The following is a 16519-nucleotide window of genomic DNA, read 5'->3' on the forward strand; positions in this document are numbered from 1 at the left end:
CGCGGCCGTCCTTGAGGAAGGCAATGATCTTGTGAGGTGGCGACTTGTACTCGGAGATTTCTTTCGACATGCTGACCTTCCGTGGAGACCTCTATGGATCACACCATTAGAACATCTACGGAAGAAAAAGAAGACACCAAAAATCCGTGTCAACACCAAACTTTTAGCAGCCCAGCGTTAGCCCCGGTTAACGGCCGTGCATACCGCCGCTAACGCGGTACGGCTAATTAAATCAACCGCCCGTTGCGCGTCGGGCTTGTATTAGTCGCGTTCCAACAACACGATAGGCACAGAGCAACAAGACAGCATGAGTGAGCCCTCCGGCGAGACCGCCGTACCGTTCGAGTTTCAACTGCGTCAGGCAACGCCCTCCGACGCCCCCGCGATTCACGCGTTGATGCGGCCCTTCGTGGCTCAGCATTTGCTACTTTCTCGTAGCGAGGCCGAGGTCATCGAACTCACACGCCACGGTTTCATTGCCATGAAAGACGAGAAGTGCATGGGCTTCGCCGCGGTCGAAATATATTCGCCTAAGCTCGCCGAACTGCAATGTCTCGCCGTCCATCCGGAGGCCCAACGACACGGGGTCGGTCGCAAGCTCGTTGCCATGTGCATCGATCGGGCTCGATCGCTCGGCATCATGGAAGTGCTCGCGATCAGCTCATCCGAAGACTTCCTGCGTTCGTGTGGATTCGACTTCTCGCTGCCGGACCAGAAAAAAGCTCTCTTCTATCAAATCCGTCCTCGCAACTTCGACGACATCGGTTCGTAAATGACACCCATTGAATTCCTACAAGCGGCCATCACCACCCCGAGCCCGTCCGGCTACGAAGAGCCGATCCAGAAACTGATTCGAGAGTACCTCAATTCGCACACATCCGACGTGTCGGTCGACGTTCACGGGAACCTGACGGCAAGCATCGGAGACGCCTCCGGCCCTCGTTTAATGCTCGCCGGACACTGCGACCAGATCGGCATGTTGATCTCGTACATCGACGAGGAAGGTTTCCTGTACGCACAAACGATCGGCGGCTGGGATCCGCAGCAGTTGATCGGTCAAGCGATGACGATCTGGACCGCCGGTGGCCCCGTTGCGGCGGTGATCAGCCGCAAGCCGATCCATCTGCTCTCGCCCAAAGAACGCGAACAGGTCGTGCGGCTCGAGGAAATGTGGTTGGACATCGGAGCCCGCAGTGCCGACGAGGCCAAGGCAAGTGTCCGCATCGGTGATCCGGTTACATTAGATTTGAAATATCACACCTTGCTCGGCGATCGTGTCAGTGGCCCGGGCATGGACAACAAAACCGGAATGTGGACGGTGATGGAGACGATCCGTCGCTGCGCCGCCGAGCAAACCGCCTCGCCACTTGCCTGTCATTTGCACAGCGTCGCGACCGTTCAAGAGGAGATCGGTTTAAGGGGTGCCAAGACGGCCGCCACCCGCATCGACCCGCAAGTCGCCATCGCCGTCGATGTCACGCACGCCTCCGATTGCCCGACGATCGACAAACAACAACAGGGCGACATCCGCTTGGGTGGCGGGCCCGTCATCTTCCGTGGTCCGAACATCAACGCCAAAGTGGCCTCCCGATTGATCGAGTTGGCCGAAGCCAACGGCATCGATTACCAACTCGCCGCGCTCGGCCGCGCCGCACCCAATGATTCCAACGCGTTGCAAATCTCCGGTGCCGGCGTCGCCACCGGTTTGGTCGCCGTCCCGAACCGCTATATGCATTCGGCGGTTGAAACGGTCTCGCTTTCGGACCTCGACGCCATCGCACGGCTGCTAACGCTCTTCGCCCAAAACCTAACCCCCGACTGCGACTTCATCCCCGGCTAAACCGTAGCCCCGGCTGAACCGTAGCCTGGTCGCCCCGCTCAAGTAGGCTGGATCGCAGCCGCTTCGACGGAGACCCGGCATCCCCACGCACTGAGTCGTCCCCGCTCAAGTAGGCTGGATCGCAGCCACTTCGGCGGAGACCCGGCATTCCCGCGCGCTCAGTCGCCCCCGCTCAAGTAGGCTGGGTCGCAGCCGCTTCGGCGGAGACCCGGCATTCCAACGCGCTCAGTCGCCTCCACCTGCGAAGCTGGGTGAGCAAGTCGAATCCAGTACAGTTTTTGGACCAACCACCCTTCCGTTTACCAAACCCAGTCCGAAGGACCGGTCGACGCTTCCCGCTAATCGTCACCACGTAGGTCAGCCTCTCCGAGGCTGACACCAGCGGAGCGGTCGTTTGTCCGAGTCTTGGAGAGCGGCTTTCCGTAAAACCTGCGGCTAGCGGGCTGTTGATTTAATCGTAACCCGATGCGTCAGCGAGGGATTGAGCGCCATCAATTCTCTTTGAAGTATCCCTCGCTCACACGTTTTGAAGTTGCAATTTTTTCGTAACCCGATGCGTCAGCGAGGGATCATTGATATTGACTCATCCCTTGCTTACGCAGCGGGTTACGAAAAACCAATGCCACACGCAAAAGCGCAACTTCCAAACTCACGCATCGGGTTTCGATGAGGACTAAATCAACACGCCGCTAACGCGCTGTTGATTTAATCGTAACCCGAAGCAGCGGGCTGTTGATTTAATCGTAACCCGAAGCGTCAGCGAGGGATTGAACGCCATTAAAACCTTTGTAGGTATCCCTCGCTCACGCTTCGGGTTGCGATGCAAACTAAATCAACAGCCCACTAGCGCCGTCCGCACACGAAAACAACAGCCCGAGAGACGTCGGCTAGGCGACGTGCCGATGTCCTCAAACCTTATTCGGCTAAACGATTGTTGGCTATCGATCGTCGCGATCAGCGAGAACCGGCCACCGTTGCTTGAATATTTCGTGAAGATATCACGCAGCATCCGTGAAGAACTTCACAGAAAATTGAATTGACATTGCCTGGAGACATTACCGATCGACAATCCGTTTGTCTTGATCTCGAACCATGTATCTACAGGCAGATTCATGTCAAACCATCACCGAATTCACCACGCTTCGACGACCCGATCGGCATTCACCCTGATCGAAATGCTGGTCGTGATTTCGATCATTGGCATCCTCGCCGCGTTGTTGTTGCCGGCCGTTTCCAAGGCCCGAGAATCGGCCCGCGCGGCGCAGTGCCAAAGCAACCTCAAGCAGTTCGGCATCGGATTGACCGGTCGCACGACGAGCGAACCGGACGGCGAATTCTGCTCAGGTGCGTTCGATCCCGAACGTGACGGCGTGCCGACTGAGATCGGATGGGTCGCCGACTTGGTCCGCCGCGGCATTTTGGTCAGTGAAATGCGGTGCACGAGCAATCCGGCCAGAACCAGCAAAGCGGTCGAATTCATGCTCACCGCTTCGGATGGAGACTTTAACGACGTGTGTGTGGATCGGCTAGGCAGTGAACCCTACGAGAGTGAAACCGGCTACAAGATCAACAACATCGGCCGAATGATCTCCGGCGTGGAAGCCGATCCACCTTCGTCCCCGATCGTGGCCGGAACTGCCGATCGCAGCGACATCGTAGCAACGAAAATGCTCGAAAACGGCTACGACACCAACTATGCCGCGTCGTGGTTCCTCGTTCGCAGTGAATTGGTGCTCGACGAAGAAGGAAATCCCCGGCCCAAAGACGCCGCCTGCGACGCGTCCGCCAAGAGCACCAACGTCACTCGCGGTCCGCTGACGACGCGGTTGCTCGATAGCTCCAAGACCCCCGCCAACACCGTCCCACTTCTGTGCGACTCCTATGCACTTGGTTTACTGTCGAGTGCCTCCGGCAGTCTCGAGGCTGGCGCAGCCTACACCACGTCCATCGTTGGTGGTCCTGTTTTGCATCGTGAGACGATCGACACGGACGGGGATGGTTCCGCCGACGAGGCATATTCGACCGCGACGCAATTGGTAAACGGCGAATTACTGAAGCAGCCCGAATTCAATACGGGCACACCACGAGCGGGCATAGACGGTTGGCTCAAGATTTGGAGCCACGACACACGCCAAGACTATCGTGGCATGTCCGCGCACCACAACGGCGTGTGTCACGTGCTGATGGCCGACGGTAGCGTGCAAGGCATCGTCGACAGCAACAACGACGGCTTCATCAACAACGGCTTCCCCGCCAAGTCACCCTACTGGACCGACTCCAACAACGAAGCCCCCGACTTAACCCTCGCCAGTTACTACTCACTCAATAGCAAGGGCGAATAACACAATTCGGTTCAAGCTTGAAAGTAATTTGGAACACTAATCTCCGCTAATCGCACACTAATCAGACCGGCCCCGTCGAACGCCTTCCGTTGCTGGACTCGCAAGAGTTCAGTCCACCCCAGAACCAAACGCCCCGTCTTCATTAGTGTTCGATTAGAGAAGATTAGCGTTCCTCCCCGTCCCCACCGCCGCGTCGAAGAAAAATTGGGAACGCTAATCTCCGCTAATCACACACTAATCAGATCATCCCTGCCGAATTTTCTCCGTAGCTGGACTCGCAAGAGTTCAGTCGTCCACCCAGCAACCAAGCACCCCGTCTTCATTAGTGTTCGATTAGAGAAGATTAGCGTTCCTCAACTCTTCGCTGATGCAGATCGTTCACAATCAGCCGTTTCCATTCCAGTTCCCCTTTTTTGCCGAAGTTGATCAGATAACCAACTTGTTTTCGAGCGATGCGCATGTAGTTGAATAACTGAGCTTCATGATCGGTGCAAAGTTCTTTGAGAGCTTTCAGCTCGACGACGATTTCACCAAAGACAAGCAGATCGGGACGATACTTCGGCGTCAGCAAGTGCCCTTTAAAGTAAACATTCAGTTGAGCCTGGGCGCTGAATTCGATTTCTCTGAGCGTTAACTCCACTTCGAGGGCGCTTTGATAAATCTCTTCCGACATACCGTATCCGAGTTCGTTGTAAACCTCGAACGCCGCAGCCATCAAATCGTAACCTTCTTGCTTGAACATCACCTCACTCCGGACGAAAAGTAAACAAGGAAACCCAATATCAATTCCCAGGCAACGCTCATTGTAAGGCTCCTCGTCCCACACCAGGTCACTCGGAACGCCCATCCGACCCAAGCCGAAGAAGAAATTGGGAACGCTAATCTCCGCTAATCGCACACTAATCAGATCCCCGCCTGTCGAATTCCTTTCGTAGCTGGACTCGCAAGAATTCAGTCGACCCAGAACCAAACACCCGTCTTCATTAGTGTTCGATTAGCGAAGATTAGCGTTCCGCCCCCGTCCGCACCTCGAAGAAGAAATAGGAACACTAATCTCCACTAATCGGACACTAATCCGATCGCCCCGTTTCAGATGCCCCTCGTAGCTGGACTCGCAAGAGTTCAGTTCGCCTAAAACCAAACACTCGGTCTTCATTAGCGTTCGATCAGCGAAGATTAGCGTTCCGCCCCCGTCCGCACCTCGAAGAAGAAATAGGAACACTAATCTGCACTAATCGCACACTAATCCGATCGCCCCGTTTCAGATGCCCCTCGTAGCTGGACTCGCAAGAGTTCAGTTCGCCTAAAACCAAACACTCGGTCTTCATTAGCGTTCGATCAGCGAAGATTAGCGTTCCGCCCCCGTCCGCACCTCGAAGAAGAAATAGGAACACTAATCTCCACTAATCGGACACTAATCCGATCATCGCCGGTCCGAACACCGAAACCTGGCCCCCAAAGTCCAGGTGCACGGTTTTGATTAGTGTTCGATCAGCGAAAATTAGCGTTCCTTCCTCTCCATACTTAACAAGCAAAAAACCAGCGTTTTTCGCGCCAAAACAAGCTTCTCAAACAGGTCGCATTTAGGTTTTATGAAAGGTTGATGAATCAGTGCGGTTAGCACTTTTAGATAACGCGACTTGGTGTAGAACACCGTCATCGAAGCGAGCCGAACCCTTTCAGATCGCTTTTCTCCCACCCCAAACTGATTGACGAAAGGAGGTCCTGCCCAACATCCCAAGACACTCAGTCCCTACAAGGAACGTCAGACGATTGGCCGGCAAACCAAGGTTCTGACAAGTCGACAACGAAGCCATGATTCTTCGATGTCTCCCAGAAGTTGAAAAGAAAAGAGTCGGCGACGTGCCGCACACCGACGCGGACTGCCATCCACGGAAGTGATACGAAGCGACACGCCACCTAGCTCACAAGCATCACCAAATCTTAACAAACACGGTGCCCCGTTTTCGAACAAAAAGTTCGGAGGGTACCAGAAATTTCAAAAGGAAGAAAAATGCAAACTCGTTTGCGAAAACAGGGTTTCACCCTGATCGAACTCCTGGTCGTCATCGCGATCATCGCGTTGCTGGCCGCTTTGTTGCTTCCGGCGATCACCAAGGCTCGTGAAGCTGCTCGTACGGCACAGTGCCAAGCCAACCTAAAAAACATCGGTGTTGGCCTGTTCAAGTTCAGCAACCGCGACCCGTTGACCCGTTATTGCTCGGGTGCGTCGGACTTCCGTCGCGACGGATGCATGGACACTTGGGGCTGGGTTGCCGATATCGTCAACGTCGGCGACGGCAACTTGAACGAGTCGCTCGACCCTTCGAACCCGCTCAAGGGTTCGGAAAAATTGAATGACCTCTACGGCCGTGACACCACAGACGGGCGTGAAGGCGTTGCACCTGAGCGTTTGGTCGACGGTATGTGCGGTCAAACTGAATGGAAGGGTGTTGGCGGCGGTTCAGGAACCAACTTTGCCGGTACCGATGATGACACGGTCCCACGTGCTGAGTTGGTCGCCCGTTACTTCATCGAAAACGGCTTCAACACCAACTACGCCGCTGGCTATCACTTGGTCCGCACCATGCCTCGCATGGATGCAGCCCGACTTCAATTGAGCAACGATCAGAAGGGTGTTGGTGGATCGGCTGGCCCGCTCCGAGCCAGCTTGATGGATCGTAGCCGCATCAGCAGCAGCAACGTTGGTCTGATCGGCTGTGCCGGTGCAGGTGACTTGGACGAAGCGGTTGTTCCAGTGAACTACGGTTACGGAAACGAAGCCGGCACTGGTTACGACACTTTCGCTCGTGGTTCGAATGAGAGCAAGCTGTTCATCCCGTCGGGTGAGTTGTTGACCGAAGCGTTCAACGATGGTCCTGCCTACGTCAATACTGCTGGCACGGCAGTTCAATTGACCGACGCCGGCCACAACTTCGGCAGCCAAATTGACTGCGAGCGTGGCGAGCCTACTACCGCAGCTTGCGGTCAGGCTCTCCAGGCCAACAACTTCATTCTGCAAGATACCCGCGACTGGTTTGCGGTTCACCAAGGCAGCGTTAACGTCCTCATGGGCGACGGGGGTGTGCGTACATTCTTCGACAACAATGCCGACGGCTACCTCAACCCAGGTTTCCCGGTCAATGAAGATGCCGATCCTCTCCGAAGCGGTTACGTCGGCAGCGACGTCGAAATGGGCAAGGATCAATTCTTTGCTGGTTTGGTCCTCAACGACCTGATCTTCAAGGGCGTCTTCGAAGACTGAGTCGGAAGGCGAAGTCTGAGAATTATAAAGCTTGAATGCACGATGCCCTCGCCGTCCAAGGATGGTGAGGGCGTCTTCACTTTTTTGTTTGTATTTTTGTTTGGGTTAGACAATGAAATCGGTCGTGGTTTTTGTTCTGCTATTGTTCGGTGTCGTTGTTTGCATTGCAGGTGCGGGCCTGATGACGCAGACCGTCGAGTACAAGCCAGATGGCGTGAAGGATGGCGAGCGAGCCAAGTACGACACGATCCTTGCCTCTCTCAGGGAGAAGGAGAAAATCAGATATGAGGCAACTCAGTCCAACGCTCCGGTAGCACGGTTCGAATCGACTGCTTATGATTTCGGGCTAGTCGATCCGCATTCCACATTGTCGAAGGATTTTATTGTTCGCAATAACGGCGGTTCACCTTTAACTCTTGAGGTGGAACAAACAACTTGCAAATGTACGGTCGGGAACCTAGCCGATAGCGTTCTTCTGCCCGGTCAGAGCACCAACGTTACGATGACCTGGAATACGGGTTTCCAGGCCGAGAAATATGAGCAGAAAGCGTTCGTCCGCACCAACGATCCTTTGAATCCAACCATCGAACTGGCTGTCTCCGGTGAAGTCAAGGCGGTGTTGATCGCTCCCGAATCCGTTGGTTTGGCGTCAACGAACCCCAAAGAAGACTCGACCGGTCGCATCGTGCTTTATAGCCAGCGATTGGATTCGTTTTCGATCGCCGGCGCCACGAGCGACCTGCCCGGCTTCGAATGGGAAGTAGCCCCACTTTCGACGGATGCTGCCGAAGTTTTTGAAGAAAGACCACTGTCCGCGATGGTGTTGAATATCGTCGCCCGCCCGACCAAGCGAGGCAAGTTCACGGGCGAAGTCCGCATCACCGTGATTCCGGGTGATGGTAGCGAAGAGATTGAGCGAGTCGTGCAAGTAACCGGCAAAGTGCGAGCCCCCATCGTCTTCATCTCGAACGACATCCACCAGTCACAAGGGCTTGATTTGGAGACTCGCGATTCATCACGCGAGCATCAGTTCCAATTGTTGGTGCGTTCTCCGGGCGCTGCAGCAGAAGAGCGTCGGCTTGAAGTGCTAGAAGTTGAGCCGAAGGAACTGCAGGCGACTCTTGTTCCGTTGTCCCGGCCCGGCAACTACCGTCTGACGTTGACTATCCCTAAAGGATCGCCTTCGGTGATGTTCAATCGAGACGGCAAGCATGGCTATGTGAAGGTTGGTGACCCCAACGATGAGGACTTCAGTAATTGGTTCCCTGTACTTGGTGCGATTGTTTCGGTTGAATAGTGATTCAGCTTAAAGAGCCAGCAAGCCTTCTACCGCGGTAGTACTCGTGAGAATTCGAATTTTACTCGGCGAATTCTTGCGAGTCTCTTGAACCGGGCAAGTGGATGGGAGTGACCAGTCGGTTCCGGGTTGGCATTACAGGTCGCAAGAAAACCCTATGCAAAGTAGACGCGATGTTTTTTGGTTTGCTGTCGTTTCGTTGGTGGCTTTGGTCGTCGCGGCACACTGGCCCGGGCTCAACGGAGCTTTTGTCTTTGACGATCTGCCGGAGATCGTTGATAACCCAAGATTATCCGCGTGGCCCGTTTGGCGAGATTTTGTTCACCCGAGGGCAATCCCCTACCTAACATTGCGTTTGAATTATTGGATTGGCGGCGTTTACCCACTGGGCTATCACGTTGCCAATTTGACGATTCACGTGCTCGCAGCGTTTTCCTGTTGGGGTGTCTTGCGCGAGATTTTTGTTATGCGAGCACCGTCGTGGCCCAGTGCGGTGCAAGCCCGGGCGGAGCCGATCGCATTCGTATCTGCTCTCGCTTGGGCGGTCCATCCGATCACGACCCAGTCAGTCGCATACGTGATCCAGCGTGCGGAATCGCTGTGGAGCCTATTCTTTTTAATCGGTTTTGGGTTGTATCTGGTCGCCGTGAGGCAGCCTAACGAACTGCAGGAAGGCTTGATCAATCGACGACGTGTATTGCTCGCGTGTTCGATCGGGATGTTTTGGCTGAGCATGGGCTCGAAAGAACCTAGTTTGTTATCGCTGTTGGCGATCCCTCTGACGGATCGGCTGTTCAGTCCTCAGCCTTTGGGCAAGTGGGGGCGTAGCCGAGCAGTATATTTTGCGGTATTGCTTTTTCCGATCGCGGTCGCGGTTCCGCTTACAGTGCTTCCGACGCTGTTTTTATCAGATCGAACTGCCACGGGAGGATTCTTCATCCATAATCTGACGCCTTGGCAGTATTGGTGTTCGCAGCCACAAGCGATCTTGCATTATCTTAGGCTGATCGTGATGCCGATCGGTCAAAACCTTGATTACCTTTGGCCGCCTCAAACGAATCCGTTGATTATCCTTGCGACTTCGCTTGTTTTGTTGTCGATGATTTTGGTTTCACTTTGGGGCTGGCTGAGGAACGCACCCTGGAGCTTGTTTCCGCTATTGTTCGTAGCGAATATCTCGACAACATCTTTGATTCCACTTTCCGACATCGTCGTGGAGCACCGGGTCTATCTTGCCAGCGCCTGGGTGATCTGCGGATTGGCCGTGGGTGCCGTTGTTGTTTTCGAGGCGGTCGTTCATCGAAATACGGATTCGGTTGTCTCGCCAAGGCATTTGGATCGCGTATTGTTCGCGACGACGGTGGTTGTCGTGGGCATCTTCAGCACATTGACCTACCGACGATCGATGATTTACGAATCAGCTCTCCGCGTTTGGCAGGATGTGGCCGAGAAAGCACCCTGGAATTTTCGTGCTCACCATAACGTCGGCTCCGAATGGATGAAGCTAGGTAAGCCGGAGCAAGCAGTGGAGGCGCATCTTCGCGCGATCAATGCGGAAAGTTTGCAAACCCAGATCGATTCCCAGCAAGCGAAGGCGTTCGATGGACTCGCCGATGCCTTGTCTGCCACAGGAGATCTCGCTGGCGCGGTAAAAGCCGCCAAGGTCGCCATCGACTTGACGCCTGGCGGTAGCGACCACCTCCTGCGATTGGCAGATATCTATGCGGAGCATCGCCAATGGAGCAACGCGGAAGCATCGCTCCGGCAAGCCATTGCCAATCGACCCAGCCGTGTCGAGCTATACGAGCATCTCACAACGATTCTAATTCAACAGCGTCGTTGGGCCGACGCACACGAAAGTTGGTCAGCGGCTACCAAGCAAAGCAAGGTGATCGATGATGCATCCCGACTACGATCGGTGCAATTGGACTGGATGCTCGGTAATTTCGAGCGAGCTCAGGTGACCCTTCAAGGCGTTGTTGATCGCCAGCGAAAAGCCGACTCGCTGATTGAGCTTTCGGGCTGGCTGTTGGAAGAAGGGCGATCCGATGAAAGCGAGGCATTGCTCGCCACCAATGGAATCGCGTCAGGCGATCATCCGCAATTACGTCTACAGCGTTATCGAAACGCGGTCGACGAAGGCAACTTGAACGAAGCCGATCGACTGATACGCGACGGATTGAGCAGATCGACAACGGCCGAAGATCGTCTGATATGGCAGGTCGAATCGGCACTGCAAACCGCCCGTCGAGGTGATTTAGAAACCGCGATGACCCAGATCTCGCAATTGCAACGCTCAAACCCAAACAAACAACTGGTTTTAACAGCGATCGGGGATATCTTCCGTTGGAACGGAAAATCGGAACAAGCAATCGCTGCCTATCAAGAAGCGATGAAGGCAGGATCACCCACGAGCGCCTTATTAAATAATCTCGGTGCATTGCTTTCGGCAAATGATCCGGTATCTGCCGAGCGTTACCTTCGACAAGCAATCGAACTCGACCCACGGAACTATCAAGCATGGCACAGCTTGGGGAACACGTTAGTCCGACAACAACGCATCTCCGAAGCGAAGGTTTGTTACGAAAATGCGTTGAAGATCCAGCCAACGTTCACGCCTGCGCGTCAGACGCTCTCGCGAATAGTCAAAGCAATCGAAAACCAAAAGGACCAGTAGCCGTGATTAAAAATCATTTTTAGCCTATCCGAAAACGATTAGCCGATGGGCGTTAGCCCCGGTTGGCGTTGAGTTAGCCGCCGCTAACGGGTTGTTGATTTAATCGTAACCCGCTGCGTAAGCGAGGGATAACTGATGTTGACTCATCCCTCGCTTAGGCAGCGGGTTATTAAAAACCAATGCCACAGGCAAAAGTGCAACTTTAAAACTCACGCGTCGGGTTCTTAAGACCTATCCGAAAAGCGGTCTGACCCTCTCCGGCGATACCAACAGACGAACGAATAACGACTCGCCTCCAAAGGGTCAGACCCCTTTTCGGATAGGTACTTAGTTTTGGATGGGTTCCCACTTCCTTCCGGATTATCGCAACGAGATGTGTTACAAGAAAATACTTCGCATACCACCGAATGAACGCTCTCACCATCGTCAAGCCCGACGTCATCATGATTTAAGTCGTGAAACGCAGGGCGGTTTCGGTGCAGCATGGTTGGGCACCTAAGATGGCGTCTTCTCAAGCAATCAATAAACGGAAGTGGTCACCGGCAAGCTTCATCGGATTCGCGTGGTTCACTGACCGACTAGCATTGGACCTGCTGAAGTGTGCGAGCCTGGTTCTGCTGGCTTTCTGTATCTATTTTCCATGTTTTCGCGGTGAGTTCATTTGGGATGATATCGATATCTATATCGTCGAAAACGAATTACTTAAAGATCCTCAAGGACCCTACAAATTCTGGTTCACCTTAGAGCCGGTCGATTACTATCCGCTGACTTACACAACTTTCTGGCTTGAGTATCAATTCGTCGGCGAGTCGCCGCTCCTCTACCACATCAACAATACGTGGCTGCACGGTCTGACGGGGGTAATTGTTTTTCTGCTGCTCCGTCGTTTGCACGAACCGCTCGCCTTCGGTATCGCGGCGATCTTTGTAGCTCACCCGCTGCAAGTCGAGTCGGTAGCCTGGATCTGTCAGCGGAAGACCATCCTGTCTTCATTCTTTGCTGCTTGGTCGATGCTGTCGTATGCGAAATCATTCGATCCGCAACGTGCCAGCAGGCATCTCATCTGGAGCTGCTTTCTTTTTGCTCTTTCACTTGCCGCAAAACCGACCCTGATCACACTCCCGGTTGCTGTTTTGGTAAACGAGTATTTTTTACGAACGAGCAGTCGCAAGCCTCCCATCATCTACATCGCATCAATGTTCGCCTTATCGCTCATCTTCGGTGCGGTAGGAGTTGCGTATCAACAAAAGCTAATTGGTGGCATTGATGTGCGGGAGCAAGGTTTCTTGGCCAGATTCCTTTGTCAGGGATGGGCAATTTGGTTTTACGTACGCCAATTCTTCTCGGTCGGGACGCTGTCGTTTGTGTATCCGCGTTGGCATGTCAATCCTGCCCTGCCGACGGCTTGGCTGCCACTTTTGGCAGTCGCTATTGTGTCTTATCTCCTGTTCCGATGGCGAGATCGTCTGGGTTTGCGTCCGTTTCTGTTTTGGGCGTATTTCTTAATTACGATGTTTCCCATTTTAGGAATGGTCGACGTGTTCTTTTGGCGATATTCGTACGTCGGCGACCACTACATTTACCAGTCTTTCGTAGCGTTGCCTCTATTGATTTTTTCCCTTGTCGAGGCGGTCAAGAGACCTTGGTGCCGACAGTTCTGCCAAACGGTTGCGTTTATCGGCGTAATCGTCTTTTCGGTCGTCAGCCACGAACGAACCAAGGTATATCAAACCGAGATCGGTATTTGGAAGGAAACGCTCGAGAAAAACCCAAACACTTCCCTTGCTTGGACAAATCTGGGGGCGCTCACCGGTTCGATGTCTTTGGTTCGGAAATCGCTCGAGATTTCCCCTGATATATTCGAATCTTGGGAAGTGTTGGCCGAGGATAGCATGAAACACCAACGGTGGGATGAGGCGATCCAATACTATCGTCGAGTCGGAGAATTGGCACCAGAGGGCACCGGCAATGTCAATTGGGCAATAGAAAAACAGGTTGCTTGCTTAATCCGGTTGGGACGTGGTGCCGATGCCGTCGTTGCGTTGGATGATTTCTTGTTGGCTTACAACCGCGGAGCGTTTCGTGTGCGTTCACCGCAAACTTTTCAAATTCGATTTGCTGCCCTCCGGGTCGCCGCGAGCGCTGTGGGAGCCAACCTCGAAACAGATGAGACAATCAACCGAGAACTGAAGAGCATTTTATCCCAACAACCGGACGGATATTTGACGGCTGGCAAAGTCTTCGACGAATGCGGGCTAATTGGTCGCGCTGCGGATTATTACGCAGCCTATACCAAGGTTGCCCCGACAGATCCTCAGGGCTTTGCTGGACTGGGGCAAGCCCGACTATCGCTCGGTGATGTCAAGTCGGCCTATAACGCGTTGAAGAAGGCTTATCATCTGGATGATCGGAACATCGAGACGTTAACTAATTTAGGCGTTGTGTCCATGATGGTGGGCGACAAGGTCGGCGGACTGAAGGCATTTGAGACCGCTGCGACTGAGTCGAGGCCTGATTTCGGCCTCTTCTCGAATCTGGGGCTGGCTTACTTGTCCAATGACCGGCCCGCTGACGCGGCATCCGCTTGGAAACGTGCTCTGACTATACAGCCTGACAATATTGACACTTTACGCGACTTAGCTTGGTTACTGTCAACGGATCCTTACTTCACCGACCGATCGACGTCGAAAGACGCGCTTGCTTACGCCCAGAGAGCCTGCGAGCTTTCAAGGTATGGTCGATATGATTGCTTGGATGCGTTGGCAGCTGCATTAGCAAACCGAAATGAATTTGAAAAAGCTTGCGATGCCATGCAGCAGACCATTGTTTTGGCAAAGCAAAGTGACGCAAATCCTGAAAGAATTCGAACTTTAGAGCAACGGCTCACGCAATACAGCGCCAAATTGCAACTGATGAAAAGCGAAGATAATGGTGAAAAGACTCCATGATCGCATTGTGTATCCCTTCCGATTTACCGCGATGCGAGTCCACCTATGTCAACGAGAGTTGAAAGCTGTGTATGAACTACAGACCGAAGCCGAAAACGCGAGCATACAAACGTCATGAAGGTGCAAAACCCCACGACCGATAGCCTCGAAATCAACGGCCGCTACTTAGGCGTTGGCTACTGGATCGCGATCATCGCGATCGGCGTCCTTACCCACATTCCTTACTTCCCCGAGCCGCATGTTTGGGACGATTTGAGGCATCTATGCTTGATCGGCGAGGTCGAATTGGATCGATTGAGTCTGTTTGGTTTTTTAACGCGATTCCACAACGAGCATTTCTTGTTTCTGTGGAAATCTTGGTACTTCTTGGCACTTCGAAGCTTTGGTGTCGAACCAATCGGATGGCATGCGTGGATCATCGGTTTTCAGTGCCTGGGGGCTCTGGCGTTACACAAGCTTGCGCTGCAGCTTTCAGCATCGCGGATGAGCGCGGCAATCGCAGGGCTGTTGTGGGCCGGAGCCAGTTTCGGCAGTTTTGATAACCCGCTCACTTGGATCGGGGCTTCGCATCTCGCTATGGCGACGAGTCTCGTCGTGGTCGCAGCCTTGGGGGCGTCCCGAGGTACCCACCAGCCAGTGTCGCTCACGGTCCTTTGGACCGCGTTGGCGCTGACGTGTTCGTTTCTAATGATGAGTAGCATTGTCGTTTTCAGCGTCTTGGTGCCGCTAGTCGTAGTGCTCCGCTGGTCGAGTTACTCCGGAACACAACGTTGGGCTACATTGACTGCTTGGGCGCTGCCAGCGGCTGGGATCGTTGCCATTCAGCTATGGGGCATAAGCCACCAGGGCTTTGAGGCAACAGCACCGAGCGAGCAGAAAGATCTGGGAAACGCCCTTCCAGGATTTCTGGCAGCTTATGGGAGTGCTGCCGCTCGTTTGATTGCAGGTATAAGCTTCAAAAATTCGGAACCGGCAGTGGCGTTGAGCCTTCTCTTAATCACAGTTTTTGTTGTGGGTTGGTTTCGATCCCAGCGTTGGCTATTGCCGATCTGCGTTGCGACGGCCCTCCATACTGCGCTAGTCGCGTTCGCTCGCAGCGAATTTCCCCCTTCTCAATTTCAGGCCATGGGAAGATTCACTTATATCCCAACTTTGGCTGTGGCCTGCGTTTTCGTTTCCTCGGCGGAAATGTTGTTGGCGACTTTGAAACTTCAAGGTAGCCGATACTTGGTTCCTGGTGCGGTCGCTTTAGGCCTGATGTTTGTCGGTGGCCAATTACGGCAATCTTACTCGACAGTTCAGCTCTGTGCGGTCGTCAACGCAGATAGCTATAGGCCGTGGTCACAGAGTCGGGAGTTGTTGAACGAAATCGATGCGGGGGACCGGCAGCGCCACCAACCCACTCGCATACCCGATTTCCCGATTAGCTGCCGTTCGTTTGTCCAGAGCCTTTCGGGCTTTCAGGCTTATTTAAATAATGGGCACATTGCGGATTCATCGGAACCGCGGAGTCGATTGCAGGTGGTTGCCATCGCTGAAATGACGAAAGACGATTGGGCTTATTTGGAAAAACAGCTTACGGGCTCAGAGAATCCACAGGCCCGGTTATGGCTAGAAGCGATTCAAGAAATGATCACGCTGGAGCAGTTTGTAGTTGCAGTGAACAAGGAAGCCGTGCCAGTGTTTCTTCCTGAGATCGCATTTCCGTTTCCCACGACTCGCCGCGCGACTCTATCGGCGTTATTGACCATGCTGGGAAGCGATACTTCTTTAATCGAAGTTAAGCCAAATGCGTCGATAACAGACCAACAGCGGTCGAGTAGTGTTCGTCGTCTTGGCAAGGTGGCACATCCCTTCGCATCACAGTTCGCGAAATTGTTAAATGTGCCCCCAGCGCCTTGATGAAAGTGGCGTCTTGATGAAAGCAAGCACTCCTAAGCACCAATGCACAAGTAAATCCGCAAAACACGTCGGCGAGTCTCTCCGAGACTCGCAGCATTGAGCGTCTCGGAGAGACGCTGCTAGTGCGCCTGTGAAGGCGATTGAATTATCGGGTGAAAGTCCTGATCGGGGAAACCGTTACCGCCCCGTAGCCAATGGTAACTGCGTTTTCAACAGAAAGGGTGGAGAGCAACCAAAGGCGAATGAAT

At 53.7% G+C, this 16519-nt stretch carries 9 protein-coding genes; 8 read left to right on the forward strand and 1 reads right to left on the reverse strand.

The annotated features are described in order from the left end of the window. The first annotated feature begins 307 nt into the window (after positions 1-307). The 3 genes from Pla100_RS29655 to Pla100_RS29665 all read left to right on the forward strand — a co-directional run bounded on the left by Pla100_RS29655 (position 308) and on the right by Pla100_RS29665 (position 4182). Complete coding sequence (locus Pla100_RS29655) at positions 308-772, forward strand: GNAT family N-acetyltransferase (RefSeq protein WP_146582912.1); 465 nt, start codon at positions 308-310, stop codon at positions 770-772. Continuing rightward, on the forward strand, positions 773-1840 hold the full coding sequence (locus Pla100_RS29660) for a M42 family metallopeptidase (RefSeq protein WP_146582913.1): 1068 nt from the start codon (positions 773-775) through the stop codon (positions 1838-1840). Positions 1841-2952: 1112 nt separating this feature from the next. Beyond that, a complete protein-coding gene (locus Pla100_RS29665) occupies positions 2953-4182 on the forward strand; it encodes a DUF1559 family PulG-like putative transporter (RefSeq protein ID WP_146582915.1) in 1230 nt (409 codons plus the stop codon). Positions 4183-4525: 343 nt separating this feature from the next. On the opposite strand, the gene Pla100_RS29670 is transcribed toward Pla100_RS29665, so the two are convergent. Then, positions 4526-5029 (reverse strand): GxxExxY protein, encoded by a 504-nt coding sequence (locus tag Pla100_RS29670; protein WP_231603799.1) that lies wholly within the window; start codon positions 5027-5029, stop codon positions 4526-4528. A gap of 1167 nt (positions 5030-6196) precedes the next feature. Between Pla100_RS29670 and Pla100_RS29675 the strand changes: the two genes are divergently transcribed. The 5 genes from Pla100_RS29675 to Pla100_RS29700 all read left to right on the forward strand — a co-directional run bounded on the left by Pla100_RS29675 (position 6197) and on the right by Pla100_RS29700 (position 16271). Beyond that, the gene (locus tag Pla100_RS29675) at positions 6197-7447 is read left to right on the forward strand and encodes a DUF1559 family PulG-like putative transporter (protein ID WP_146582917.1); all 1251 of its coding nucleotides are present in this window, start codon (positions 6197-6199) and stop codon (positions 7445-7447) included. Positions 7448-7559: 112 nt separating this feature from the next. Further along, positions 7560-8744 (forward strand): Ig-like domain-containing protein, encoded by a 1185-nt coding sequence (locus Pla100_RS29680; protein ID WP_146582919.1) that lies wholly within the window; start codon positions 7560-7562, stop codon positions 8742-8744. A 157-nt stretch (positions 8745-8901) separates the two neighbouring features. Next, on the forward strand, positions 8902-11421 hold the full coding sequence (locus Pla100_RS29685; protein WP_146582921.1) for a tetratricopeptide repeat protein: 2520 nt from the start codon (positions 8902-8904) through the stop codon (positions 11419-11421). Between the two features lie 476 nt (positions 11422-11897). Further along, positions 11898-14369, forward strand: a complete 2472-nt coding sequence (locus Pla100_RS29695; protein ID WP_231603800.1) for a hypothetical protein — start codon at positions 11898-11900, stop codon at positions 14367-14369. A gap of 285 nt (positions 14370-14654) precedes the next feature. Next, positions 14655-16271 carry a hypothetical protein gene (locus Pla100_RS29700; RefSeq protein ID WP_146582925.1) on the forward strand — a complete coding sequence of 539 codons (1617 nt, stop codon included), beginning with the start codon at positions 14655-14657 and terminating at the stop codon, positions 16269-16271. The last annotated feature ends 248 nt before the right edge of the window (positions 16272-16519 follow it).

It is taken from the genome of Neorhodopirellula pilleata, from assembly GCF_007859915.1.
Lineage (GTDB): Bacteria > Planctomycetota > Planctomycetia > Pirellulales > Pirellulaceae > Rhodopirellula > Rhodopirellula pilleata.